Genomic DNA, 26,106 nt, shown 5'->3' on the forward strand with positions numbered 1-26,106 from the left:
GCCATAAAAAATGCCGCCCAAGTTTGGGCGGCATTTATGTTTCTAAGCTGTGATTAACCTTGCTTTAGACTCAGGTTACCGCTGACGGTGTTCATCCTGACATCCGCACTGCCTGTGCCAGTCTGGAAGCTGAGGGATTCATTTGATACGTATTTTTGCTTTTGTGGTACATCCTGGCTTAGGCCATTTTTAATTTTTCCACCTGGACCCCCGTTTAAATCAAAACTGGCATCGGGCATGGCCGCGAAGGTGACTGTGATATCGCCACTGACGCTTTCGAGGTTCGCTCTATCGAAGGTCTTTGCCAATGATATTTGGCTGTCGCCGCTCACGGTTCTGAGCGTGATATCTTTTGCGGCACTAACGTTGGCGGCTACTTCACCTGACACTTGTTCTACTTTGACCTTTTCAGCTAGCGTTTGGCTGTTAAGATCGCCACTCACGAGGCGGTACTTGATTTCACCTTTGCTTTCAGTGTCGTTAATTTTACCGGATACAGTGTCTAACAGGATTTTACCATCTAATCCTTGGGTGGTGATATCCCCTGATACAGTGTGCAGCGATGGATTACCGCTAAGAGCATCGGCGATGATGTTGCCACTGACGGTATTTAAATCCAGTTCACCTTGCGTCTGGGTTATCTGCAGATTTGCCGAGATAGTGTCGGCACTGAGTTTGACCGTTTTGGGGACCTTAATCGTCAGCTTTGAGCCGTCATTATCGTTGCCGTTATAACGTTGTGGCATTTTATCCTCAATATTCAGACTATTGCCTTTTTGCTCAAAGATAAAACCTTCGCTCAGTTCATCGAGGGTTCCGGTTACGCTCACCTCATTCTTATCCCAACTTTGGATCTGTACTTCACCACGTTGGATCTTGATTTGCAGTTGAGTTCCAGAGCCAATACTCAATTGTTTGTCCACACTCTCGGCGGCGCATACAGTGCCCATTAAACCGAGAAAGAAGGTTGAAACCAATAGACTGGTCTTGGTCAGGTTAACGTTGCTCATAGGGTGTTTCCTTGTGTTGAGTTTTTGATGGGAAGTTTTTGGCCTTGCTGTAGCAGTTCGAGTTCACGCTGCTGCACCCAAAGCCAGAGCTGCCATAGTTGTTTATCGGTTGGATTCGCTTGTAATGCTTGATAAATCTGCTCACCTGCGCGCCTAAGCTCTGCTAATCCTTGTTCCAGCGGAGTGCTTAAATGACGGGTCTGCCATATAAGCGCATTGGGTGTGTGTTCGAGTGCATCGACTTGTTCTTGGTGCATGGTGGCTATTTGCGTTAATAGGGTTTGCAAAGCCTTGTCACTGTCCTTAGGCGAATGTTGCGCCGTGACCAGTGCTGTGGGGGCTATTCCTTGGTATTGGTAGCCGAAGAATACCGCCAGCAATATCGTCGCCGCCATGGCCCACTGCGGCCACAGTGGGTGGCCGTGTTTAGGGACATTCACTTTGGGGCTTAATGGCTTATCCATACGTTTTTCGATCGTCGACCAAAGGTCTCGCTCTGGAGCTAAGTCTCTAGGCGTCTTGGCGATCAATTGCTCGAGTTGTTCTTCACGGGAACGCGGCGTTAACGTCATTACAGCATCTCCTGTAGTAATTGCTTCGCTCTGTGGTATTGCGTCTTACTGGTGCCGACGGCAATGCCGAGTAAGCCGGCAATTTCCTCGTGTTGATATCCTTCTATGGCACAGAGGACGAACACGATACGAGCCCGTTCCGGCAGCCTAAGGATCAATTTATCTAATCCTTGATAGTCTTCATCTTTGCCTGGGAACTCATTGTCATTTTCCAGCGGTATAAAACGCGCCCAAAAGGATTTTTGCTTGCGAATACTGCTTAGGGCCTGATTCACACAAATACTGTGTAACCAGGTTGAAAACTGGCTATCTCCTCGAAACTGAGGCAATTTTTGCCATACAAGAATAAAACACTCTTGGGTGACTTCTTCGGCCTGGGCCGCCTGGCCACACAGACGTAGAGAGAGCGCATAAATACGCTGATGATGGTTTAAGTACAGTTGCTTAAATGCTGAGCGATCGCCTTGCCCTGCTAAGGTCACAAGATCAAAGTCCGACACTGTGCTATTGAGTGGGAGTATCCCTGCCGTCACTGTACTTTCCTGTCGTTATGGTTATTTGTTGTAGTTTTGACGTTGTGGAAAGGTCAAAAGGTTTGGAGCATTTTAAAAAATATTTATTTTTCCCATTTTAGGACATGTTGACGTTTCGCTAATATAGTAAAGTTCGTCGAAAACATGAGTGCTAAGTTTATGAAGTAAAATGTTTTATACCAAATACTATTGTGAATGATGTGTCCAAAAACGTTCAATGCTACATAGTAACCTAATCGAATAGAAATAAATGAATTGGGCTCTCTATGCGGGGAGATATAGGGGCAAGGAGGGGGGCATAAATCGGCAAGGGTTATTGCATAAAATATGAACATTTGATGTACCGGGAAACTTTTACTACTAAAGGTCTAACTCCCAGCTATCTTTTTAAGAGACATTATATTTATTAGGGACTTTTTATGTTAATCCGCTCGAAGTTGTTACTCAGCGCAGTTGTCTCCATCTCGGCATTAGTTGGGATGTTTGGGTTGCAACTCTACTCCAATTCAGTTAATTCGGAACTCTCCCATGCGGCCCAAAGTGTGCTCGAGTTAGAACGAGACGTTTTGATGCTGCGTAAAAATGAGAAGGATTTCTTCGTCCGCAAAGATTTGCAGTATGTTGAAAAGCATAAGGAAGTGCATTCTCAAATCGATAAAATCATTCCTGTATTAGAGCAAACGTTTAAAGAATATGCTGTCTCTACTGGTTCGCTAGAAAGCTTTGATCACAATTTAAACCAGTATCAATCTGCTTTTAATGAGGTTGTAAAGTTGCAGCAAGAAATAGGGTTAACGCCTAAAACCGGGCTCTATGGCACCCTCAGAACCGCGGTGCATAATGTCGAATCTCTGTTAAAGGAGTACGAGCAATTATCCTTAGAAGTCGCAATGCTGCAATTAAGGCGTAATGAAAAGGATTTTATGCTGCGTCGAGAGCTAAGTTATGTCGATACCTTCGATGCCAATATTGCTGTGTTTAATAGCAATTTGCAGGCATCGAGCCTCGATAGTGCTACCCAAGCGAAAATAGCGACCTTGATTAACCAATATCAAAAGGACTTCAAAAGCTTAGTGAGCAAGGAGCAGCAGCTCGGGCTCAATGAAAAAGATGGCACTATGGCGCAATTGATCGCGGCCAATAGGTTAACCGAATCAAGCGCCTATGAGCTTCATACCCTTGCGCTTGAAGCCATTGATGGGGCTGAGAGTGGTAGTGTCAATATTGGCATTATGGTGTTTATACTGATAGCTGTGCTGCTTAGCGTCATAACCTATTTGATTATTCGCAGCATTATCAACCCTGTCGAACGTATCACTCAGGTGATTTCCCGTATTGAAGTCAGCAAAGATCTCACCCTAAGATGCGATGCCTCTACTCAGGATGAACTTGGAGAAATTGCACAGCATTTCAATAGTATGGTCGATAGTTTTCAGCAACTTATCGAACAAGTTATCGAGTCTGTCGCCACGATTAACACCTCCTGCAAGCGTGTCTCAGAGAATGCCATCCGAGCATCTGAAGGGGTAACGCAGCAGCTTAATGAAACCGATATGGTGGCAACGGCGATTACCGAAATGGGTGCGACTATTGATGAAATTGCCAAGACCACTGAGCTTGCCGCCCTTAAGGCGGGTAAAACCCATGACAATGCCCAAATGGGGCAAACTGAGGTTGAGCAGACCATTCATAAAATTGAGCAACTGGCGCAGCAAATCAATGGTAGTGCGTCTGTGGTGGATGAACTAGAGCACGACAGTGAGACTATCGGCAGCGTGCTCGATGTGATCCGTGGTATTGCCGAGCAAACTAATCTCCTCGCGCTGAATGCGGCGATTGAGGCCGCGCGCGCCGGTGAACAAGGTCGTGGTTTTGCTGTGGTGGCCGATGAGGTGCGAAGCCTAGCGATGCGCACTCAATCATCGACACAGGAAATTGCCAATATTATTCAAACCTTGCAAAGTCGTACCCGCTCAATCGTGCAATTGATGGACGCTAGCCAAAAACAAGGCGCAGAGAGTGCCGAACAGGCCGCAGCCGCGGGCGAATTACTTAAACTGATTAATACCGATGTGCGTAATATTATGGATATGAGTACGCAGATAGCTGCCGCCATTGAAGAACAGAGCATGGTGGCTGCCGAGGTGAATAAGAATGTGGTGGTGATTCGGGATATTGCACAGGAGTCTTCCCAAGCAGCGGATGCCAACGCATCGGCATCGGACGAGCTTAAAGCACAGGCCGAATATCTGCATCGCGCCGTCAGTAATTTTAAAATCTAGTACAAACAAAAAACGCACTCAATTGAGTGCGTTTTTTACCGTCACCAGCCAGCTAAATTAGTGGCTAAACATCGCAGAGATAGACTCTTCGTTGCTGACACGGCGAATGGCTTCAGCCAGTACTGCAGACATAGTTAACTGAGTCACTTTAGCCACTTTAAGCATTTCAGGGCTTAAAGGCACAGTGTCAGTGACTATCACTTCATCGATCACTGAGTTTTCGATATTTTCAGCCGCTTTGCCAGAGAACACTGGGTGAGTTGCGTAGGCAAATACGCGATTTGCACCATGTTCTTTTAGGGCTTCAGCCGCTTTACACAGAGTGCCGCCTGTGTCGATCATATCGTCAACGATAATGCAGTCACGGCCTTGAACATCACCGATAATATGCATTACTTGGGCAACGTTCGCCTGTGGGCGACGTTTATCAATAATCGCCAGATCTGAGTCATCGAGCAGTTTGGCAACCGCACGAGCACGAACAACGCCACCAATATCCGGTGAAACCACCACAGGATTATCGAGTTTCTTAGCTAACATATCTTCCAGTAGCACTGGGCTACCGAATACGTTATCAACGGGAACATCGAAGAAACCTTGGATTTGTTCAGCATGCAGATCACAGGTCAGAACGCGGTCAACACCGACGCTTGACAGAAAATCGGCAACCACTTTTGCAGTGATAGGCACACGGGCGCTACGAACGCGACGGTCTTGACGTGCATAACCAAAATAAGGAATAACGGCTGTGATACGGCCAGCAGATGCACGGCGTAGAGCATCAACCATCACGATGAGTTCCATCAGATTGTCGTTGGTCGGCGCACAGGTGGATTGGATGATGAACACATCGGCTCCACGTACATTTTCGTTAATTTGGACACTGATTTCACCATCGCTGAAACGACCAACCACTGCGTCTCCGAGTTTGCAAAATAGACGATCGGCTATCTTCTTAGCGAGACTGGGGGTGGCGTTCCCAGCAAAGAGCTTGATGTCGGGCACTGTATGAACCTCAGGCGTTTGCTTTATATTTTAGTGGCTAGGGAAACGACGATATAGGGACGGGAGGACCCGAGGCGTTATCGTATATGAGCTACCCTAGAAGAATGTAGTTTATGGATGATTGAGCCGCGAGATGAGCGGCGAAATATTCATCCCTTTTGCAACAAAACCTTGCATATCAGACGGTAACTTCGCCAAGGCTGCGAGAGCTTGTTGCTGTTGTGTAAATTCCCCAAACACGCATGCGCCTGTTCCGGTCATTCTCGACGGCGCATATTCTAGCAGCCAGCCTAAGGCCTTGGCAACTTGAGGGTATTTAGAAACGACCAGTTTTTGACAATCATTTGCCCAGGGTTGGCCTAGCAAAGTGTCGATGGCAAGTTTTGGTGTATTGCGTGGTAACAGGGGATCTTGGAATACGGAGGCGGTAGAAACGTGGGCGTCGGGTGCGATAACTAAATACCAAGGCTCACTCGGATTTACCGCTTGTAAGCGTTCACCTACGCCTTCGGCAAAAGCAGCGAAACCATGAATAAAAACAGGAATATCGGCACCAAGTTTCAACCCAATTTTGGCTAATTCTTCGGTCGATAATTGAGTGTTCCACAACTTGTTTAAGGCCACTAACGTGGTCGCAGCATCGGAGGAGCCACCGCCTAAACCACCCCCCATAGGCAGACGTTTATCTAACCAGATTTCAGCCCCACCTTTAAAACCTGTCACTTGTTGCAATGATTTTGCGGCTCGCAGAATTAAGTTATCGCTATCTGCAACAACAGTCGACATATTGGAGTGCAAAATCAGTTCATCACTATCGGTCACCTTGAAATCCAGCATGTCACAGCAATCGATAAACTGAAACAAGGTCTGTAATTCATGGTAACCGTCGCTGCGGCGGCCTGTGATATGTAAAAATAAGTTAAGCTTGGCTGGCGCGGGCCAATGACGGGAAATGGTGTCCGACATTTTAAGGTTTTTCTCCGAGTATCACTGCGGCTTTTCCGAGTGATTGCCATTGATTTAGTTGTATTTTTAGTTGCAAATCGCCGCGTTCAAGCTTTAATTGATGAGGCACGCTGGTGCCACTCTGGGATTGCCAACGTAAAAATGTGACCAGCCAAGGCGGTGGCGTTTGAGCATTGGTCAGCTGTTTAGGTTTGTCTTGGCTATCGCTTTCGATGACTTGATCATTGGGGCCAACTTGGCCTGTGATCCATAAAGGTAAATCGGCTAAAGGGATTGACCAGCCGCTGACGCGCTCGAGTAGGTGCTGGGCGTTATCGTCTTTAAAGTCTTTACCATCGATGTGTAAATGGGCCGCGTTAGGGGTCGCTTCTAGGGTCAATACTGTCGTGCCTAACATGGTTGTCAGGGTTAGCTTGTCGTGCTCTTCAGTATGGCGCCAATAAAGGTTGGCGCTGAGCTTATCATCGGGGGTTTTGATGGCGAGTTTACCCTGAAGCTCCCAAGCTTTGGCTTCCCTGACATCACTGACTGTGATGGGGCTTAAGTCGTCCAAGGGAGGCCGCGTTTGACAACCAGCTAAAAAGAGTAGGGCACTCAAGGCGATATAAGAGAAAATGGATTTTGTGAGACGCTTCAAATTATTCATCTATGACTGATATATCAAAGTCCTTATGATACGAGGGCTTGGAAAGAATACCAATGCCATTCGTAAAATTTCCATCGGTGGTCACTTAGGGTTGCCTCACAAAGACAACCCTTACTTAGCTAGATTGATAGAAAATTTAGGTAAGAAGTTAGACCTTTATTCGGTTTTGTTAAGCGTATTCTGTTTTTAGTTGGGCCAATTCAGTAGAATGCCCTTATTAAGAGAGTCGCCAAGAATCTAGAAAGAGTCAGATGAGCCTTGTAGCAATCGGTATTAACCATAAAACAGCCACGGTAGACCTGCGTGAGAAAGTCGCCTTCTCTCCGGACAAAATTCATGATGCCATGAAGAGTCTGGCCAGTCGTACACGCTCGGGTGAAGCCGTTATTGTCTCGACCTGTAATCGCACTGAGTTGTATTGCAACAATGGCGATGAAGCCGATATCATCGAATGGCTTGAGGAATATCATGGCCTAGATCATAAGGATGTGGCGCCTTGCCTATACAATTATCACGGTCAAATCGCGGTCAAACATTTGATGCGCGTCGCCTCTGGGCTCGACTCGTTAATTTTAGGTGAGCCGCAAATTCTGGGACAGGTGAAACAAGCCTTCGCTAAAGCTAAAGAAGCTGGCACGGTCGCTTTAACCATAGATCGCTTATTCCAAAATACTTTTTCGGTCGCTAAAAAAGTGCGTACCGAAACTGAAATTGGCGCCGCCGCCGTGTCTGTGGCCTTTGCCGCCGTGAGCATGGCGAAACATATCTTCTCATCACTGTCGACCACTAAGGTATTGCTTATCGGTGCGGGTGAAACCATTGAGCTGGTGGCCAAGCATTTAAAAGACAATGGTGTGGCCTCCATGGTGGTGGCAAACCGGACTCTAGAACGCGCTCAAGGCATGTGCGAAGAATTTGGTGCGACCGCAATTACACTGGCACAGATACCAGATTTTCTCCCTAAAGCCGATATCGTGATATCCTCTACCGCCAGCCCCTTGCCTATCCTAGGCAAAGGCATGGTCGAAAAAGCGCTAAAGCAGCGTCGCCATCAACCTATGTTATTGGTTGATATAGCAGTTCCCCGGGATATTGAACCGGAAGTCGCCGATTTGGATGACGCGTTTCTGTATACAGTGGACGACCTGCATAGCATTATTGAACAGAATATGGCTTCCCGTAAGGAGGCCGCCGAGCAAGCTGAATTAATTACTGAAGAACAATCTTACCTGTTTATGGATTGGGTGCGTTCTTTAGAGTCGGTCGACAGTATTCGTGAGTATCGCAATCAGAGCATGGCGATAAAAGATGAGTTAGTGGAGCGCGCCCTGAATAAATTAGCCCAGGGGGGCGACACTGAGCAGGTATTGATTGAACTAGCCAATCGCCTGACGAACAAACTTATCCACGCACCCACCCAAGCCCTCACGACGGCGAGCCGTCAGGGGGATTTGAATACACTAGGTCAGTTAAGAACAGCGCTTGGATTAGATAAAAACTAAGGTTAGCGAGTTAAATGAAGGAATCCGTTATCCGCAAGCTGGAAGGCTTGCTCGAGCGCAATGAAGAAGTATTGGCTTTGCTTGGTGATGCGTCGGTTATCGCAGATCAAGACAGGTTTCGCGCATTATCCAAAGAATATTCTCAGCTAGAAGAAGTGGTTGCAGGCTTTAAAGCTTACCAGCAAGCACAGGCCGATCTCGACTCCGCCAAGGAAATGTTGGAAGAAGATGACGCCGAAATGCGCGAGATGGCCCAAGAAGAAATGAAGGCCGCCAAAGCACAGCTTGAACGACTCGAAGCTGAGCTGCAGATCCTACTGCTGCCAAAAGATCCCAACGATGATACTAATGCCTTTATTGAAATCCGCGCCGGTGCGGGTGGCGATGAAGCGGCGATTTTTGCGGGCGATCTGTTCCGTATGTATAGCCGTTATGCCGAAGCAAATCGTTGGCAGTTAGAGATCATGAGCAGCAACGAAGGCGAACACGGTGGCTTTAAAGAGATCATTGTTAAAGTCAGTGGTGATGGTGCCTACGGTAAACTCAAGTTTGAATCCGGTGGTCACCGCGTACAACGTGTGCCTGAAACTGAATCCCAAGGTCGTGTACATACCTCGGCGGTGACTGTGGTCGTCATGCATGAAGTGCCTGAAGCAGAAGCCATTTCTATTAACCCTGCGGATCTGAAGGTCGATACTTTCCGTTCATCGGGCGCCGGTGGTCAGCACGTTAACAAAACCGATTCTGCGATTCGTATTACCCATATTCCGACAGGGATTGTGGTGGAATGCCAAGATCAACGCTCACAACATAAGAACCGTGCCCAGGCCATGAGCGTTTTGGCCGCCCGTATTCAAGCGGTTGAAGATGAAAAGCGTCGCAGTGCCGAAGAATCGACCCGCCGTAGCCTAGTCGCCAGTGGTGATCGCTCCGAGCGCGTGCGTACCTACAACTTCCCCCAAGGCCGGGTGAGTGAACATCGTATCAACTTAACTTTGTATCGCTTAAATGAAGTGATGGAAGGGGACTTAGACGCGATTCTAGCCCCCTTGATGCAAGAGCATCAGGCCGATCTGTTGGCCGCACTGGCCGATGAGCAGGGGTAATTTTGTCACAACAATCTAGCATAGCCGAAGCCCTACAATGGGCTTATGTGCAGTTAGCGCCAACCTCTGAATCCGCCCATTTGGATGCAGAGGTTTTACTCCTGTATAGCCTCAATAAAAGCCGTGCTTATTTATATACTTGGCCGGAAAAAGCCTTGACGGTTGATCAGTGGAAACGCTTTGTACAAATGGTGCAAAAACGCCAGAAAGGCGTACCAGTTGCGCATATTGTCGGGGAGCGTGAGTTTTGGTCGCTGCCCTTTATCGTGAATGACACGACCTTGATCCCTCGGCCAGACACGGAAATTTTGGTTGAAACGGCTTTAAATTTGCCCCTATCGACCTATGCTAAAGTGCTCGATTTAGGCACAGGCACGGGCGCTATTGCACTGGCGCTCGCATCTGAGCGTGAGTCATGGGAAATCACTGCGGTCGATAAAGTTGATGATGCCGTGGCACTGGCGATTGCCAACCGCGAAAACTTAAAGCTGCCGCAGGTTGAAATCCTCCAGAGCGATTGGTTTAGTGCGGTAAAGTCGCGGGATTTTGACTTAATTGTCTCAAACCCGCCCTATATCGATGAAGCGGATGAGCATTTGCACCAAGGCGATGTACGCTTCGAGCCACAGAGTGCATTAACCGCCGCCGAGGAAGGCTTTGCCGATCTCTACTATATCGCCAAAACCGCCCGGGATTATTTAAAACCTAACGGTTATATCCTGCTCGAACACGGTTTTGAACAGGCGGTCAAACTCAGGGCAAAGCTTATCGAGTTAGGCTATGAGAATGTCGCCACAGTGCGGGATTTTGGTAGCAACGATAGATGTACTATGGGTAAATGGGCGGAGTAATTCGCCCTTATTGAGTGACGATTCAGCTTTGGGTTGTCTTAAGTTTGCTTAAGCTAACCAATTTCGCCGTAGAGAGTATGTTAACTTTTTAGTCATTCTATTAAGCATTACCCATTCCAGTGACACACCAACTGTGTCTTTTAGAAGATGTGTCCCTATAGTCTCGATGGCGGTATTTGCTGTAAATGGAAGTACAAACACCGCGATCATATGGATATGAAAGCGCGACCAAGCCGCCAACAGTCAATCTCCCTGTCAATGTTTAATTCCGTTAGTTTCCGAGCATCTGGGTTCTATTTGAAAAAGCCTGCAAATCATGTCTCCTTGCGTTTATTGGGAGTGATATTTTTCATAACACCGTCCAAGAGATCCATAGGCATAGGAAAGAGTATGGTGGAATTGTTTTCTGCTGCAATTTCAGTCAGTGTCTGTAAATAACGCAGCAGTATGGCGTTGGGCTCAGTGGCGAGCTTGCTCGCCGCCTCGACCAGTTTCTCCGCCGCCTCCATCTCCCCGGATGCATGAATCACCTTGGCCCTACGTACCCTCTCTGCTTCCGCTTGGCGGGCGATGGCACGGATCATGGTTTCATTGAGATCGACGTGCTTGATCTCGACATTTGAGACTTTGATCCCCCAACCATCTGTTCTAGCATCTAAAATCCCCTGAATATCGGCATTGAGCATATCCCGATTGGCCAGCATTTCATCCAATTCATGTTGCCCTAGTACAGATCTCAGCGTCGTCTGCGCCAGTTGTGAGGTGGCCTGTAGGTAATCTTCAACATTGATGATGGCCTTCTGGGCATCGACAACCCTGAAATAAAGCACTGCATTGACTTTGACTGACACGTTGTCGCGGCTGATCACATCCTGGCTCGGCACATCCATCACCACAGTTCGTAGATCGACTCGGACAATTTGTTGAATAAAAGGGACGACTATGATGAGTCCTGGCCCTTTGACCTTATAGAATCGCCCAAGCAGGAATATCACTCCTCGCTCGTACTCCCTGAGGATGCGAAAGGTGCTGATGATCAGGACCAGAGTCAATAGAATCAAGGCTCCGAAGAGAAGAGTGCCCGCGTTAGAGATGGGATCCATCATAGGTCTCCTTAGGTTGTTCGGCGGCAACCGTGAGTGTTAGTCCGTCCATCTGGACTACCACCACAGACTCGCCCTGTTTCAAAGGCTGTTGACTCACGGCAGCCCAGCGTTCTCCTGCGAGTTCGACAAAACCATGGCCGTCGAAATCATGCTCCACTATGGCGTAGGCGCCAATAATGGCTTCCTGACCACTGACTATTCGGTTGCCTTGGGCGCGCCAGAGGTAACCCAAGATAACCAGAACAAAGATACCGGACACAGTTGCCACTCCCGTGATAAGCAGGGGATCGAGTTTCAATTCCGGCTGCTCGGTATCGATAAGGAATACTGAGCCGATAATAAAGGCGACTATGCCACCAAAACCAAAGATCCCGAAACTTGGCTGCAGTGATTCGACAACTAGCAGGCCAATGCCGAGCAGGAGCAGGCCTAGGCCCGCATAGTTAAGTGGCAACATCTGGAAGGCATATAGGGCAATCAAGAGTGCGATGGCTCCTGTTATTCCGGCAATCCCAATTCCTGGGCTGTAAAACTCCAGTAACAGGCCATAGACACCTATGAGCATTAAGATGTAGGCAATATTAGGATTGGTAATAGTACCGATGAACCTATTGCGCCAATCCGGCTGACGAAATTCCAGTCGAGCCTGGGCAAGGTGCAGTTGTTGTTGCTGTTCACCTATCTTGACTCTGTGCCCCTCGAGGCGTTTAAGCAATTCCAGAGGAGTTGCAGCCAGCACATCGATCACTTGTTTTTCCAGTGCCTCCTCTGCCGTTAGCGTCGCCGCTTCTTTCACTGCGAGCTCGGCCCACTGGGCATTACGGCCGCGCAGCTGTGCAAGGGAGCGTATGTAGGCAATTGCATCGTTGAGCACTTTCTGCTCCATGGCATCGCTCTTGGGGTTATCGTCGTTATCATCTTTGTCCCCTGTAATGCTTATCTTCACTGGCGTGGCCGCGCCAAGTGTGGTTGCAGGTGCCATGGCGGCGATATGGCAGGCATAGAGAATATAGGTGCCTGCACTGGCTGCCCGTGCACCGCTGGGATAAACCAAGCAGGCGATGGGGATTGTGGAACTTAGGATGCGTTGGTTGATGTCCCTCAGGCTGGAACTCAGCCCTCCAGGGGTATCCATGACCAGCATGATGAGTGGTGGCTTACTGACTTCGTTGGCGAGGTTTATTTCACTGAGAAGGTAATCGCTCATGGCTGGGCCTATGGCGCCGTTGATTTCGAGTACAGGGATCTGAACCGCACTGGGCTGGCTGGCAGGGGGAGCTGCTAATGCTGACCCAATGACCAGTGTAAGAGGGGACAAAATAATAAAGGACAGTGCCATCACGGACAACCTAGACAGCAAACCTCTGAATAACCAAGAACACATGACAATATCTCGCTGTATATACAGTTTAAGTCTAGTTGACTGTCTGTAAGGTTGCGCGATATTCCCGCTATGGCTTGCTACGTTTGGCGCTGTAAGTCACCTAAGGTTCCAGCAGTGTGGAGATGACAGGATGACCGAGGGGATGACCAAAGCACTGAATATGGCCGCTGGAGGTAAACATCATAACACTTTTACCATATAGAATTTGCTGCCCGTTTCGGGATAGGCTTGTTGTATCCATTGCACATGGTAGCCGTGGCGTTCGTAGAAGGGTTTAGCTTGAAAATCTAAGGTGTCGAGTAGGGCAAACTGGCAGCCACGAGCCTTTGCCTTGGCTTCAGCCTCCAGCAATAACCGTGAACCGATTTTTTGGTGTCTTAGGGATTCATCGACCCAGAGATAATCAATCAAAAACCAGTTGCCGAAGGTTTTTCCGCTAATGCCCGCTAACAGTTTTCCCTCTGAGTCCTGCAATTTCAGCCCGAGGTTTTTACGGCTGAGTCCTTGCCATTGTACTTGATTAAAGGCCACGATTTTTTGTCTTACCGCCTCGGCAAAGTCGGTCGATTCATCGTCAATTAGCAGTAAATTCATCATTATTTCCCATCAATTTATGAATTGAATTGAGTACGTTAATCTAAAGCGTTAGGCATTGGTCTAGCGTAACGATTAGGGTAAACTAGCGCCTTTGTCACTGGCCATAAGTATCACAATGGAAACTTTTTACAGTCTATATCCCGCGGTTAAGCATCTGCATTTAACCTTAATTGCCCTAAGTGTGCTGTTTTTTATCGTTCGTTTTGTGCTGCATTTACGTCAGTCTGCACTGATGGATAAGAAATTGGTCAAGATCGCTCCCCATGTGATCGACACTTTCTTACTGCTTTCGGGCTTAACCTTGTGTTTTATGATCAAGCAATATCCCTTCGTGGATCCTTGGTTGACCGAAAAAATTGGTGCAGTTGTGGCTTATATTGCCCTAGGTGTGATTGCGATAAAAGCGAATAGAAACAAACTTTTCAAAGTATTCGCTTTCCTCGGCGCTTTAGGTTGGTTAGTTTACGCAGCAAAATTGGCGCATTTTAAACAAGCGGTATTATTGGGTTAATGGGTAAATACACTCTGCAAGATGGCATTTCATTGCCCGAGTCGGCATTGGATTTAGGTGCTCACCTTGGCTTTTCAAACCTTAAAGCGGCGCAATGGGCCTGGTTTGAATTGGCGGGAGCCGTATTAAGTCACTACTTGGTTGATCAGCGGCAGCGGTTAAATGCGCTACTGCACTGGTTTTATCACGATCTCGGTTTTTGTGTTCGGGACAATTACTTCAGTGTTGAGGCGGCGGACTTAGGCACTTGCCTTATTAGTAAACAAGGCAATAGCACTACGCTTGCTACTCTATTGATATTACTAGCAAAACAGCTCGATCTAGAACTTGAACCCCTGTTATTGCCGGGTAACACAGTACTCAGAAGCAAGATTGCGGGTGAGGTGCGCTATCTCGACCCTTTGACGGGCAATGAGCTGACAAGGCATCAAGTACATGTGTTAGTCCGCGGGGAGTTAGGTAATGCGGCCGAGTTAAAACCAAGCTATTTAAAGGCGGTATCGGTGAAAAAGCTGATTTCCCGCATGTTGCACGAGCTTAAGGCTGGTTGCATCGTTTCCCATCAATTTGAGGCGGCAATGGAATGTTGTAGCTTGTTATTGCAATGGCATCCCGATGATGTGCACCTCAATCGAGAGCGTGCATTTATCGCCCAGCAACTCGGCTGTATCAATGTGGCTGCCGCCGATTTGCAGCATTTTGTCGATAACAGCCCGCACGATCCGGTAATCGAAATTGTGAAGATGCAGCTCAAAGAGTTAAACGAGCACGCCGAGATCTATCATTAAAAGGAGAGCCTTTCGGGGCTCTTTCTTATTTGTTGAATTCAATACAAAAATAACACTGGGCAGATGGGAAGTTTGACTCAGGGCTGCAACATGCAGTTATAACCATAAATACAATAAACTGTACCAAACAGGGAGACATTAGCATGACAGGCACAGCATTAGTTACTAATGACGCGGTGGCGCTCGGGATACTCGCCACAATATTAGGTTTTGTTTTTTATACCAGCAGCAGTCGTCATCCTTTCTGGCAAAAGTTTTACCGTTTTATTCCGGCATTATTATTGTGTTATTTCTTGCCGTCACTGTTAAATACCTTTGGGGTGATAGATGGTGATACATCGCAGTTGTACTTTGTCGCGTCACGCTATCTCTTGCCTGCTTGTTTAGTTTTACTAATTTTAAGCGTTGATTTAAAAGCCATCTTAGGTCTTGGTCCTAAGGCTGTGATCATGTTTCTAACGGGAACCATCGGGATAGTTATCGGTGGACCCATTGCGTTGCTGCTGGTGTCAATAATTGAACCTTCCCTCATTGGTGTCGATGGCCCCGATGCGGTGTGGCGCGGCATGACGACCCTCGCGGGGAGCTGGATTGGCGGCGGTGCAAACCAAGCAGCGATGAAAGAAATCTATGAAGTAGGCGGCAATATTTTCTCTGTGATGGTGACAGTCGATGTGATTGTGGCCAATATTTGGATGGCGGTATTGCTGTTTATGGCATCGAAAGCCAAAGAGATAGATGCAAAGACCGGTGCCGATACCTCCGCTATCGAGACCTTAAAAAACAAAGTTGAAAAATATCATGCTGAAAATGCGCGAATTCCTAACCTACGGGATTTGATGCTCATTGTCGCTGTGGGGTTTGGCATTACGGGTGTCGCCCATATTGCCGCGGATTTTCTAGGGCCATTTTTTGAGGCCAACTATCCTTGGACTGAGGATTACAGTTTTACCTCTAAGTTCTTCTGGTTAGTGGTGATAGTGACAACGATAGGTTTAGCCATGTCATTCAGTCCTGTGCGTCACTTAGAAGCGGCAGGGGCATCGAAGGTCGCATCGGCATTCCTCTATATTCTGGTGGCGACCATAGGTTTGCATATGGATGTCAGTAAAGTGCTCGACACACCGTTGTACTTTTTGGTGGGCATTCTTTGGATGATAGTGCATGCAGGCTTTATGTTATTGGTGGCTAAACTGATTAAGGCTCCTTTGTTTTACATGGCAGTGGGCAGCCAAGCTAACGTCGGTGGTGCGGCATCGGCACCTGTCGTTGCTGCGGCATTTCACCCCGCATTAGCCCCCGTGGGCGTATTGTTAGCCGTATTTGGTTATGTGTTAGGTACTTATATGGCATGGATTTGTGGTCAAATTTTACAGTTAGTTGCGGTATAGCCGCCTTAGCTCCTATTCACCGCTGGCAAGGTTCCAGCATTTTAGAGAGAAGTTGCGATGAGTAATAAAATCATAAACTTAGGTTCAATCGAAATTGCAAACGATAAACCTTTTGTGTTGTTTGGTGGCATGAACGTGCTTGAGTCTCGCGATCTCGCTATGTCGATTGCTGAAACCTATGCCGAAGTGACCCAAAAATTGGGGATCCCCTATGTATTTAAGGCATCCTTCGATAAGGCGAATCGCTCTTCTATTAACTCCTACCGTGGTCCTGGCATGGAAGAAGGGTTAAAGATTTTTGAAGAAATCAAGAAAACCTTCAATCTGCCACTGATCACCGATGTGCACGAAACCTACCAGTGTGCGCCTGTTGCCGAAGTGGTCGACATTATCCAGCTGCCCGCCTTCCTTGCCCGTCAAACGGATCTGGTTGTGGCCATGGCGAAGACGGGTGCCATTATTAACGTGAAAAAGCCGCAGTTTTTAGCACCCCATGAAATGCGCCATATCATTACTAAATTTAACGAAGCGGGTAACGACGAAATCATCCTCTGTGAACGTGGCTCATGTTTTGGCTACAACAACTTAGTCGTTGATATGCTAGGTATGGATGAGATGAAGCAATCTGGCTATCCGGTGATTTTCGATGCGACCCATGCGCTGCAACGCCCCGGTGGTCGTAGCGATTCCGCGGGTGGCCGTCGTGCACAGGCGACTGAATTAGCCCGTAGCGGTATGGCTTTGGGGCTGGCTGGCCTATTTATTGAAGCCCACCCCGATCCCGATAATGCGAAGTGTGATGGCCCCTGTGCCTTACCTTTGCATCAGTTAGAAAATTATCTAAAGCAAATGAAAGCGATTGATGATCTGGTTAAATCATTCGAACCCATTGACACTAGTAAGTAAGCATAAAAAAAGAGAGGTTGAATAACCTCTCAAAAATAGCAGGGGAGTTTTTAATGCTCGGGCAATAAAGTAAATTGCCAATATTTACGATGAAAAAGACGAAGGATAAGATGTATTTACTCAAATAAGATCTTAAGAATACATCTAAGGTAATACATATAAGTACAGATAAAATGAGAGACCTGTTGGTCTCTCATTTTAATATCACCACTATTTTTGGTTTAGTGCGTGTTTTGCTGCATTTGTACCCGCAATTTTGCCAAAAATTACGGTGTCAGCGACGGCATTACCACCTAAGCGATTATATCCATGCACACCACCTGTGACTTCGCCTGCTGCAAATAAGCCAACCAACGGTTTACTTTGAATATTCAGCACCTCGGCTTTGGTATCAATTGCGACACCACCCATAGTATGGTGAATACCGGGAGCCACTTTTACGGCATAAAAAGGGGCCTTTTCTAGTGGTAATGGCATTTGTTCGCGAGCAAAATCTTCATCCTTACCTTGTTTAAAATAGCGATTGTAGTTTGAAATCGTTTTTTCTAATGCGTTTTCTTTCATACCTGTGATTTTTGCAAGTTCAGAAACCGTATTTGCTTTTTCCAGCATATTTAAATGGTCATATCCTTGAACCATTTTTGCTTTTTTATAAAGCTCATTATCGAAGACTAACCAAGCATATTGTTCAGGTTGTTTGAGAATGGCATCGGATGCTTTATCGCGAGTAGTTAATTCGCTGATAAAACGATTGCCATCTTTATTGACCATAATAGCACCTACACCCCGAACGGTTTCCGAGATTAAAATGCGGCTATCTTTTCCCACAGTCGGATGAGCTTGTACCCAATCAATATCTGTCATACTCGCACCGATTGCCTTGGCAAGTTCAATACCATCACCTGTTGAAGTGATATTGTTTGAACTCGTCATACCTTTAAATGTTGGGCGATAAAATGCGACCATTTCTTTGTTAAAACCATATCCTCCCGTCGCAAGAACAACTGATTTTGCAGCAACCATATAATGGCCGGAGTGTTTACCGTGGACGACAACGCCGACAATTTTTTGGTCTTCATCAATAACCAGTTTGACGACTTTAGAGTTGAGTCTTGTATCAACACCTTCATTTACAGATGCTTTTCTAAGTACATCGATAATATGTGGACCGACACTTAAGCCTCCAGATGGTCGATGTGTTCTATCGACTCTAGCGCCGCCTGAACGTTTCAAATCGTCCATATTGGCGCCCAAAGATTCTAGCCATTTAATGCCATCAGCTGATTGCTCCGCTAATATTTGCACCAATTTAGGATCGTTCGCATACCGTCCGCCTTTCATAGTGTCTTCAACAAACCATTCGATTTTATCTTCAACCTTGTGGTCTTTTTGCTGAACAGTACCCACGGCATTATATCCACCAGCGGCGAGCATCGAATTTCCACCACTAAACGGTGCTTTATCGAGCAATATAACGTTGGCACCCGCTTTTTTGGCTGCTATTGCTGCATTAAATCCGGCACTACCAGCCCCAACAACAATCACATCCGTTGTTTCTTTAGGGCCCGCAGCAATTGCTTTATTTATTGCCTCATTATCCCAACCCTTATCCCACGGCTCTTTGGCTTTTGCTTTATTAAAAGGCATGTCGAGCCCTTCAAATGAATGGCATTCGTTACAATATAGCTTTGGCTGTTCATGTCCTTTATGACAAGAGGTACAGTTAATATCACCTAAATGTGAAGAGTGTGGATCGATTTCTAGTTTAGGGTTTGCTAGTTTTGCATAATCACCATGACAGGATTTACATTGTTGATTTTCAAAAGTTTCACTATCACTTACCTTGTTAGGTGTTGCATGACAGGTTTTGCAGCCATCGATACTTTTATGAAAAGAGGCTAAATCATTTTTATTATCCGTAGCAGCCCATGATGAAGCCGTTAGAATTGAACATATAAATATGCTCAAATATTTTATTTTCATACATTTCTCCAGGTGTGTATTTATCAGTTTTATATCATGATAGTTATATTTCATCCTGAAATAGTGATGTTGCGCAATGAATCGATGTTGTTAAATATAATTTAATTGGTTTTAAGTTATATTTAACCTTGTGAATTTGTTGGTTAGTTGTGATCTAAGGCTGAGATGTGTTGAATTAAATCACTAATATGGCATTGTTTTTATATTCTAAAAAGGTGATTTCAATGAAAGCTGTTAAATATACTTGTCTTGGTGCAATTTTAATTTGTTCTACTCAAGTTGTATCTGAACCACTAGACTTTTATGGACGATTATGGCTTGGTGTTACAAACTCAAGTAATGGTCTTTCTGGTAATGAAAAGGTTGATGGTTTTTCCCTTGAAAATTATGCATCGTATTTAGGCGTTAAAGGAGAATATGGTGTATATGATAATTTTAGTTTGTTATATAAGTTTGAAGCAGGGATAGAAAGTTTTGATAACGATGATACCAATATTTTTAAACCTAGAAACTCTTACTTAGGTTTTAAAACTAATTATGGGTCAGCTGTGTTTGGACGAAATGATACTGTCTTCAAAAGTGCTGAAGGAAAAGTGGATTTATTTAATATTACCTCAAGCGATATGAATATGATCATTGCGGGTAACGATAGATTAGGTGATTCAGTAACATTGAATAGTGCTAAAGTTGCTGGTGTGACCATGGGTGTCAGTTATGTTTTTGATAAAGATTTTAATAAAAAAAATCCAGAACTATCTGATGAACAAAATAATTATGCAGTTAGCTTAACCTTAGGCGATGCATCACTTAAGAAAAATAATCACTATGTTTCAATTGCTTATGCAGATGGTTTGAATCTGCTAGAGGCAACGAGATTGGTCGGAGGTCTTTCCATTGCATCGGTAAAATTGGGTGCTATGTACCAACATTCAGAATCTAGTCTTTATGACAATATTAAAGGAAACTCTTATCTATTAAGTATGAGTGTTCCAATTGATAAATATGATATAAAGCTTCAATATTTAAAAGATGATGCTGGGCTTGGTAAAGTTACAAAAAATGCTGGAGCAGATCTAAAAACGTTGAAAGAAAGTGATGCAAGTCAATATTCGTTAGGTGTTGACTTTAAGGCTCAGAAGGATTTGACATTTGGGGTAGGTATTTCCTATTTTGATGGTGATTATACCGATGCCAAAGGACATACTGAGTTTGACGATACCCTTGTTTTTGTATCTACAAAATATCTGTTTTAATCACTACATAAAGCGGCCTAAATGGCCGCTTTATGAAAATTAGATACTTATCATGTTTACTTGTGAGGGTTTTGAACTATGATACTGCTAATAAATTGATTTTATCCCACGGAGTATATGATGCGGATAACACTAAGGCAGCTAATGATCTTTAAAGCCATACATTCTGAGAGGCAGATCTCAAAAGCGGCAAAAGTGCTTCATATGTCAACTCCCGCAGTAAGTATGGCACTTAAAGAATTAGAGAGCTCTTTAGGGTGTAGGCTATTTGAGCGTATAGCTGGTGGTTTGGTTGTGAATGCGCATGGAGAAATCATATTACCCTATGCAAATGAAATGCTATGTAAAGGAAAGGAATTAGAAAATATATTTTCATTTCCCGAACATGGGATTAAGGGAACTTTGACAATTGGAAGCAGCAAAACTGCTGGTAACTACGTGTTATCAAAAAAAATCCCTTTATTTAAGAGTCAATATCCAGATGTAAAAATAAAACTAGTCATTGATAATAGCTTAGTCATTGAAAAAATGGTTTCAGAAAGGGAGCTTGACTTAGGCTTTATTGATGCAAAACCCGCGAGTAAGAATCTCATTTGTGAGCACTGGTTGCAAGATAATCTTTGTCTTGTGAGTGGTGCAACTCATCCTGCGGCTAGTGATGTAAATACGAAGGCATGGCTTAGTGAACAATTATGGATATTCGACCATGAGGCATCGCTTTCTCGAATTCGTGCAATTCAATTACTAAAAAGTTTAAATATTCATGTTCGTGATGAAATATGCATGTCAACAATAGGAGCAATTAAAAGGGCTATTGGAACTGGTATAGGTTTGAGTGTACTGCCTATGTTAGCAATCGATGCTGAATTAGCTAGAAAGGATCTTATTTTATTGTCTGTGGATGGATGGGACTATAAAAGAACTTATTGGTCAATTCAGCGTGAAGGAGAAGAATTGTCTGCACTGAGCATGAGTTTTTTAGCTTTTAGTAAGCAGCCATATAACCCTCTGTGCTAATTATTCTAGTAGGTGAACAAATTTGCTGTCATCAGATCTTGAAATAGGAGTTTTTTTAGCGCTTTTACTATGGAGTGTTTTTTATACACATGCATCATCGATAAATTTTTTAAAAAATTTTATAAAATTTTTCCTTTAATGTTAGTGTGTTATGCTTTGCCTGCTATTTTTAGCTCGTCAAATATTATTAATGCTAGTAATAGTCAACTTAGTGACATGGCAAAAACACACTTTATGCCAAGTTGTTTATTTTTATTGATCTTAAGTACAGATTTTTTCGCTTTAAGCTTAGTAGGCAAAAAACTACTAGGTATGTTTGTGTTAGGCGCTGTGAGTATCTGCATTGGTGGGCCATTGAGTCTATGGCTTGGTTCTATATTTTTTCCGTATGAGCTTGCTTGGCAGGGAGATAATGCTGCATGGAAAGGCATGTCAACCTTGATGGCAAACTGGCTTGGTGGAACAGCTAATCAATTAGCAATAAAAGAAATTCATCATGTTGGTGATGCAATATTTGCAGTAATGATGGCTATTAATATTATTTTTTCCAGTATATGGATGGTTATATTACTTTTTATTGCAGAACGTCAGGATAAAATCGATGATTTTCTTAAAGCTGATAAAAGTTATAGGCCGACATTTTGTTCTGATGTTGAGTATAAAGTCATAGATAAATGGGAAAGGTATTATTGGACACTGATATTGGGTTTGACTTTTTTTATGGTGATGTTCTTTAGTAAAGATCTGTCATCCATACTCGCCAACACCACGGCTTACTATTTTCCATATTTGTTCAAATACAATCTTACTTCTGATTTTTTTTGGTCAGTGTTAATAGCTACCTTTTTAGGACTATTATTCTCTTTAACAAATGCAAGACATGTCTTAGTTAAGGAAACACGTAAGGTTGCTCTTTTTTTTATCTACATTATGATTATGTTGATGGGGTTGAATTTTGATGTTAGTGCATTGGGTGCTGCTCCTTACTACGTTTGTATAGGACTTATTTGGTTTTCTATACATATTATTATTTTACTGATTTTTACCGTATTTTTTCGTTTACCTATCATGTATTTAGCGGTTGCGAGTCAATGTAATATTGGTGGTGCAGCTTCTGCACCCGTTATCGCTAGTGCTTTTCATCCAAGATTAGCTTCCGCAGCGGTATTGATGGCTGTTTGGGGCTACACTTGGGCTTCTTTATTTGCATGGTATATCGGCTTTTTAATGCAATTCATTCAACCATAATTGATTAAGATAAATTGTTTCTATCCTGATTTTAGTCATGTTGAACGTCTTTAATTTTGTTTTGAACATTTGCAAGATTCACGGTTAAACTACATATTGTTACAGCAATATAATAAGGGATTTGCTAGGATGCTGACCCGTTTAAACTTTATACAAAAAAACATGCGTCAATTACTCTCCACTTTTAACCTAACATTCAAGCAATGGGGATTATTGCTGTCGCTGCCCATTTTTCTGTCCTTGGGGATAAGTTATGCCATCACTCGCTATGTTGTGCATGATAAAGCGCGGGAAGTGGGAAACTTTAATTTAGAGCGTCTTGATGAGTTATTGCTGCAGTCGGACGGCATAAGTGAATTTGCCATGACCCTCAAGGAAGGTGACTGTGGCAAACTCAGCGAGTATATGAGGTTTAGACCCTATTATCGTGGCGTGCTTTTATTTAACGACAAAGCATTTTATTGCTCTTCAATGACCGGGGACATTGAGCTACCACTTAATTCGCTCTTACCTGAGTATCAACTTAAGGACTCTGCCCGCTATATTGTGCCCGAAACCCCGGCTCGACCAGGAGTTCCTGCCATTATCGTTATCTCTAAGGATGTACAAACCCGCCGGGGTGCCATTGTGGTACTTGAAGGACAGTATCTTATTGATAGTTTTATTCAACCCGAAGTCTTTCCTCGTCCCGTTAGCACTGTTGTGCTTGGCATGCATGGGGCTACATTACCCAGCGTGCCTCACTTCGGGGATGGTGAAATCGTCAGTGTATTGGCCGATGATAAGGAATTTCTCGTCATATTGGAGTTGTCCAATGCATTCTTTAGGCATTTCTTTTGGATTTATTTTTGGGTGTCACTGCCCGTTATCTTTATCTTCGTCTTGCTATCAGGGTTGTTGCTCTGGCGTAAACATGGCCGCCGTTCATTGGTAGACGATATTCGTAGTGGGCTCGAGAACGAAGAGTTCTTTCTCGTTTACCAACCAGTGATAAGCACCGAGGATGGTAAGGCAAAAGGGGTCGAGGCGTTAGTGCGCTGGCAACATCCACAAATGGGCTTAGTGCGGCCAGATTTGTTTATTCACATTGCAGAGGAAAATCAACTTATTGTTCCTCTTACTAATTATATCTTTGAGCGGGCACTGGCAGATTTTGCCAATATGGAAGTGGAAGCTGGTTTTAGAATTGGCTTCAACGTAGCCCCAGAACATTTTACTCAAGATGATATCGAAGCTAAGTTTGTACACTTGCGTGACTCACTCACCCGTATTGGTGTTAAGCCTCTGATTGAGATCACCGAGCGGCAGTTGCTGACCGCTGATATTTGCCAACGCATCGAAGGGCTAAGGCAATTGGGCATTCTCGTGGCAATCGATGACTTTGGGACAGGGCAAACCACTCTATCTTTGCTGCAAACCATGCCGCTAGATTACTTAAAAATTGATAAATGTTTTATCGATACCATAGGACATGAGTCGGTGACTTCCCATGTGCTCGATACTATTATCGAACTCTCCCATAAGATGAATTATGTTGTAGTGGCTGAAGGGGTTGAAACTCAGGAACAGGCGGATTATTTGACCTGCCGCCAAGTGCATTTCCTACAGGGATATCTCTTTGCTAAGCCAATGAAACTAGAAGATTTAAAACTGTGGTTAGCGGCAGAGCGGCTCAACTAGTGCCGCGTTGATATGCAATAGTACGGGGGCACTTTGGTATGCCCCCCGCTTTATTACAGGCTGTACCCCGTTTCTTCGTGCTCGGATAAGTCTAGGCCGTTAACTTCTTGCTCAGTACTCACCCTAAGCCCACCTAGCAGTTTGCGGATAATCACAAACAACAGCCAAGTCACTACGGCGGTATAAGTGAATGTTGCGGTAACGCCTATAATTTGTACGCCAAGTTGGTCAATCATAGTGTCATTCACTGCGGCAAAGCCGTAACCGCTAAAGACGCCTAACTGTGGCGAACTAAAGATCCCCGCCAATAGTGTACCCAGTATGCCGCCGACACCATGGACGGGGAAGACATCTAATGAGTCATCAATTTTAAGCTTCTGCTTGATATACACAGTTGAATAGAAACACACGACTCCACCGAGTAAGCCGATCAATAGGGCGCCAGCTGGGCCAACATAACCCGAGGCTGGGGTGATAGTGCCTAAACCCGCCACCATTCCTGTGACTATGCCAAGGGCACTGGGTTTGCCAAATTTAAGCCACTCGATTGTCGCCCATGTCATGGCGCCCATGGAGGCTGCTAGGTGAGTCGCAAGAATCGCCATGGCCGCTGTACCATTGGCACCGAGTGCGCTGCCACCATTAAAACCGAACCAGCCGACCCACAGCATACCCGCGCCTGTGACTGTCATGGTGAGGTTGTGGGGCATAATGGCCGAATTTAAAAATCCCTTGCGTGGTCCCAGCACTTTAGCTGCCACCAACGCCGCAACCCCTGCCGTGATATGTACAACGGTTCCGCCTGCAAAGTCGTAGAGTCCTAGCTGAGCTAGCCAGCCACCTCCCCAAACCCAATGGGTAATGGGCGCATAGACGAGAAGTAACCAAGTGCTCGAAAAAAGTAGCACAGCCGAAAACTTCATCCGTTCGGCAAACCCGCCGATGATCAAGGCTGGGGTGATGATAGCAAAGGTCATCTGAAACAGCATAAACAGGGGCTCGGGAATATCACCGCTTAAACTATCGCGGCCAATCCCCGCTAAGAAGGCTTTACTGACGCCGCCGATAAAACCATTACCTGCATCGAAGGCAATGGAATAGCCAATGATAAACCAGAGCACAGAGGCGATAGCTGCAATGGAAAAACACTGCATTAGGATGGATAACACGTTCTTACTACGAACGAGACCGCCGTAAAAGAGGGCTAGTCCTGGAAGTGTCATCAGTAATACTAGGGCCGAAGAGCTTAAGATCCATGCCGTATTGGCACCATTGACTTGCGCATCATCGGCTAAGGCAACAGTGGTAAAGGTGCAGATAAAGAGTGTCAGCAGTGCTTTGAAGCCGAGCCTTAGTGGGGATAAGATCATATTGCATCCGCTCCATCTTCCGAGGTACGAATACGTACAACTTGCTCGAGGGCCGTCACAAAAATCTTGCCATCGCCCACTTTACCCGTATGCGCAGCGGCGACAATGGCTTCGATCACCGCTTCTTCCTGCTCGGCATGAATCGCAATTTCAAGCTTCATCTTAGGTAAAAAATCGACGGCATATTCGGCGCCGCGATAGAGTTCGGAGTGCCCCTTTTGGCGGCCAAACCCGCGGACTTCGGTGACTGTCATACCATGGACGCCAAGTTGAGTAAGGGCTTCGCGTACATCGTCTAATTTGAAGGGCTTAATAATAGCGCTGACCAGTTTCAACTTTATTCTCCAACAGACATTAGGCTCAAGTTGAATGGTTAAGCAGGAATTAGGCCATAACCAT

At 45.2% G+C, this 26,106-nt stretch carries 24 protein-coding genes; 12 read left to right on the forward strand and 12 right to left on the reverse strand.

The genetic code is table 11. From position 1 onward, the window contains the following. Nucleotides 1-53: 53 nt before the first annotated feature. Genes SOHN41_RS02910 through SOHN41_RS02920 form a run of 3 tightly spaced genes read right to left on the reverse strand, consistent with a single transcriptional unit; the run spans nucleotide 54 to nucleotide 2,115 of the window. On the reverse strand, nucleotides 54-1,010 hold the full coding sequence (locus SOHN41_RS02910) for a DUF4097 family beta strand repeat-containing protein (protein ID WP_007645403.1): 957 nt from the start codon (nucleotides 1,008-1,010) through the stop codon (nucleotides 54-56). Next, a complete protein-coding gene (locus SOHN41_RS02915; protein ID WP_007645404.1) occupies nucleotides 1,007-1,582 on the reverse strand; it encodes a hypothetical protein in 576 nt (191 codons plus the stop codon). The genes SOHN41_RS02910 and SOHN41_RS02915 overlap by 4 nt, the downstream gene beginning before the upstream one ends. Continuing rightward, nucleotides 1,582-2,115, reverse strand: coding sequence for an RNA polymerase sigma factor (locus SOHN41_RS02920; RefSeq protein ID WP_007645405.1), 534 nt, complete (start codon nucleotides 2,113-2,115; stop codon nucleotides 1,582-1,584). Before SOHN41_RS02920 ends, SOHN41_RS02915 begins: the two co-directional genes overlap by 1 nt. Nucleotides 2,116-2,534: 419 nt before the next feature. Here SOHN41_RS02920 and SOHN41_RS02925 point away from each other — a divergent pair, with 419 nt between their 5' ends. Further along, nucleotides 2,535-4,397, forward strand: coding sequence for a methyl-accepting chemotaxis protein (locus SOHN41_RS02925; protein ID WP_007645406.1), 1,863 nt, complete (start codon nucleotides 2,535-2,537; stop codon nucleotides 4,395-4,397). Nucleotides 4,398-4,454: 57 nt separating this feature from the next. Here SOHN41_RS02925 and SOHN41_RS02930 read toward each other — a convergent pair whose 3' ends face one another. The 3 genes from SOHN41_RS02930 to lolB all read right to left on the reverse strand — a co-directional run bounded on the left by SOHN41_RS02930 (nucleotide 4,455) and on the right by lolB (nucleotide 7,014). After that, a complete protein-coding gene (locus SOHN41_RS02930; RefSeq protein WP_011623915.1) occupies nucleotides 4,455-5,402 on the reverse strand; it encodes a ribose-phosphate pyrophosphokinase in 948 nt (315 codons plus the stop codon). A gap of 111 nt (nucleotides 5,403-5,513) precedes the next feature. Beyond that, nucleotides 5,514-6,368, reverse strand: a complete 855-nt coding sequence (ispE, locus tag SOHN41_RS02935) for a 4-(cytidine 5'-diphospho)-2-C-methyl-D-erythritol kinase (protein WP_007645408.1) — start codon at nucleotides 6,366-6,368, stop codon at nucleotides 5,514-5,516. A 1-nt stretch (nucleotide 6,369) separates the two neighbouring features. Beyond that, nucleotides 6,370-7,014 (reverse strand): lipoprotein insertase outer membrane protein LolB, encoded by a 645-nt coding sequence (gene lolB / locus SOHN41_RS02940; RefSeq protein ID WP_007645409.1) that lies wholly within the window; start codon nucleotides 7,012-7,014, stop codon nucleotides 6,370-6,372. Between the two features lie 251 nt (nucleotides 7,015-7,265). On the opposite strand from lolB, the gene hemA reads away from it, so the two are divergent. Genes hemA through prmC form a run of 3 tightly spaced genes read left to right on the forward strand, consistent with a single transcriptional unit; the run spans nucleotide 7,266 to nucleotide 10,473 of the window. After that, nucleotides 7,266-8,516, forward strand: a complete 1,251-nt coding sequence (gene hemA / locus SOHN41_RS02945; protein WP_007645410.1) for a glutamyl-tRNA reductase — start codon at nucleotides 7,266-7,268, stop codon at nucleotides 8,514-8,516. Between the two features lie 14 nt (nucleotides 8,517-8,530). Then, nucleotides 8,531-9,622: a peptide chain release factor 1 gene (gene prfA, locus SOHN41_RS02950; RefSeq protein WP_007645412.1), complete on the forward strand. Its 1,092-nt coding sequence runs from the start codon at nucleotides 8,531-8,533 to the stop codon at nucleotides 9,620-9,622. Between the two features lie 2 nt (nucleotides 9,623-9,624). Then, a complete protein-coding gene (prmC, locus tag SOHN41_RS02955; RefSeq protein ID WP_007645414.1) occupies nucleotides 9,625-10,473 on the forward strand; it encodes a peptide chain release factor N(5)-glutamine methyltransferase in 849 nt (282 codons plus the stop codon). 314 nt (nucleotides 10,474-10,787) lie between these two features. On the opposite strand, the gene SOHN41_RS02960 is transcribed toward prmC, so the two are convergent. The 3 genes from SOHN41_RS02960 to SOHN41_RS02970 all read right to left on the reverse strand — a co-directional run bounded on the left by SOHN41_RS02960 (nucleotide 10,788) and on the right by SOHN41_RS02970 (nucleotide 13,557). Next, nucleotides 10,788-11,576 carry a slipin family protein gene (locus tag SOHN41_RS02960; protein WP_007645416.1) on the reverse strand — a complete coding sequence of 263 codons (789 nt, stop codon included), beginning with the start codon at nucleotides 11,574-11,576 and terminating at the stop codon, nucleotides 10,788-10,790. Beyond that, the gene (locus SOHN41_RS02965; protein WP_007645418.1) at nucleotides 11,560-12,918 is read right to left on the reverse strand and encodes an NfeD family protein; all 1,359 of its coding nucleotides are present in this window, start codon (nucleotides 12,916-12,918) and stop codon (nucleotides 11,560-11,562) included. Before SOHN41_RS02965 ends, SOHN41_RS02960 begins: the two co-directional genes overlap by 17 nt. Nucleotides 12,919-13,143: 225 nt before the next feature. After that, nucleotides 13,144-13,557, reverse strand: coding sequence for a GNAT family N-acetyltransferase (locus SOHN41_RS02970; protein ID WP_007645421.1), 414 nt, complete (start codon nucleotides 13,555-13,557; stop codon nucleotides 13,144-13,146). Nucleotides 13,558-13,675: 118 nt separating this feature from the next. On the opposite strand from SOHN41_RS02970, the gene SOHN41_RS02975 reads away from it, so the two are divergent. The 4 genes from SOHN41_RS02975 to kdsA all read left to right on the forward strand — a co-directional run bounded on the left by SOHN41_RS02975 (nucleotide 13,676) and on the right by kdsA (nucleotide 17,156). Continuing rightward, the gene (locus SOHN41_RS02975) at nucleotides 13,676-14,071 is read left to right on the forward strand and encodes a SirB2 family protein (RefSeq protein ID WP_007645423.1); all 396 of its coding nucleotides are present in this window, start codon (nucleotides 13,676-13,678) and stop codon (nucleotides 14,069-14,071) included. Then, entirely contained in the window at nucleotides 14,071-14,859 is a 789-nt protein-coding gene (locus SOHN41_RS02980) for a tetratricopeptide repeat protein (protein WP_007645425.1), read from the forward strand. The genes SOHN41_RS02975 and SOHN41_RS02980 overlap by 1 nt, the downstream gene beginning before the upstream one ends. A gap of 143 nt (nucleotides 14,860-15,002) precedes the next feature. Continuing rightward, nucleotides 15,003-16,250: a DUF819 domain-containing protein gene (locus SOHN41_RS02985; RefSeq protein ID WP_007645426.1), complete on the forward strand. Its 1,248-nt coding sequence runs from the start codon at nucleotides 15,003-15,005 to the stop codon at nucleotides 16,248-16,250. 57 nt (nucleotides 16,251-16,307) lie between these two features. Then, nucleotides 16,308-17,156, forward strand: coding sequence for a 3-deoxy-8-phosphooctulonate synthase (gene kdsA, locus SOHN41_RS02990; protein WP_007645428.1), 849 nt, complete (start codon nucleotides 16,308-16,310; stop codon nucleotides 17,154-17,156). A 210-nt stretch (nucleotides 17,157-17,366) separates the two neighbouring features. On the opposite strand, the gene SOHN41_RS02995 is transcribed toward kdsA, so the two are convergent. Further along, nucleotides 17,367-19,139, reverse strand: a complete 1,773-nt coding sequence (locus tag SOHN41_RS02995) for a flavocytochrome c (RefSeq protein ID WP_007645430.1) — start codon at nucleotides 19,137-19,139, stop codon at nucleotides 17,367-17,369. 224 nt (nucleotides 19,140-19,363) lie between these two features. On the opposite strand from SOHN41_RS02995, the gene SOHN41_RS03000 reads away from it, so the two are divergent. The 4 genes from SOHN41_RS03000 to SOHN41_RS03015 all read left to right on the forward strand — a co-directional run bounded on the left by SOHN41_RS03000 (nucleotide 19,364) and on the right by SOHN41_RS03015 (nucleotide 24,337). Continuing rightward, nucleotides 19,364-20,392: a porin gene (locus SOHN41_RS03000; protein WP_007645432.1), complete on the forward strand. Its 1,029-nt coding sequence runs from the start codon at nucleotides 19,364-19,366 to the stop codon at nucleotides 20,390-20,392. A 144-nt stretch (nucleotides 20,393-20,536) separates the two neighbouring features. Then, nucleotides 20,537-21,409, forward strand: a complete 873-nt coding sequence (locus tag SOHN41_RS03005; RefSeq protein ID WP_237703899.1) for a LysR family transcriptional regulator — start codon at nucleotides 20,537-20,539, stop codon at nucleotides 21,407-21,409. A gap of 69 nt (nucleotides 21,410-21,478) precedes the next feature. Continuing rightward, on the forward strand, nucleotides 21,479-22,657 hold the full coding sequence (locus tag SOHN41_RS03010) for a DUF819 domain-containing protein (protein ID WP_007645437.1): 1,179 nt from the start codon (nucleotides 21,479-21,481) through the stop codon (nucleotides 22,655-22,657). Nucleotides 22,658-22,786: 129 nt separating this feature from the next. Then, nucleotides 22,787-24,337, forward strand: a complete 1,551-nt coding sequence (locus SOHN41_RS03015) for an EAL domain-containing protein (RefSeq protein ID WP_007645439.1) — start codon at nucleotides 22,787-22,789, stop codon at nucleotides 24,335-24,337. Between the two features lie 53 nt (nucleotides 24,338-24,390). Here the strand turns inward: SOHN41_RS03015 and SOHN41_RS03020 are convergent, their stop codons facing one another. Both SOHN41_RS03020 and SOHN41_RS03025 read right to left on the reverse strand, forming a co-directional pair. After that, complete coding sequence (locus SOHN41_RS03020; RefSeq protein ID WP_007645441.1) at nucleotides 24,391-25,707, reverse strand: ammonium transporter; 1,317 nt, start codon at nucleotides 25,705-25,707, stop codon at nucleotides 24,391-24,393. Next, nucleotides 25,704-26,042, reverse strand: a complete 339-nt coding sequence (locus tag SOHN41_RS03025; protein ID WP_007645448.1) for a P-II family nitrogen regulator — start codon at nucleotides 26,040-26,042, stop codon at nucleotides 25,704-25,706. The genes SOHN41_RS03020 and SOHN41_RS03025 overlap by 4 nt, the downstream gene beginning before the upstream one ends. Nucleotides 26,043-26,106: the final 64 nt, after the last annotated feature.

The organism is Shewanella sp. HN-41 (genome assembly GCF_000217915.1).
In the GTDB taxonomy this organism is placed as follows: Bacteria; Pseudomonadota; Gammaproteobacteria; order Enterobacterales; family Shewanellaceae; genus Shewanella.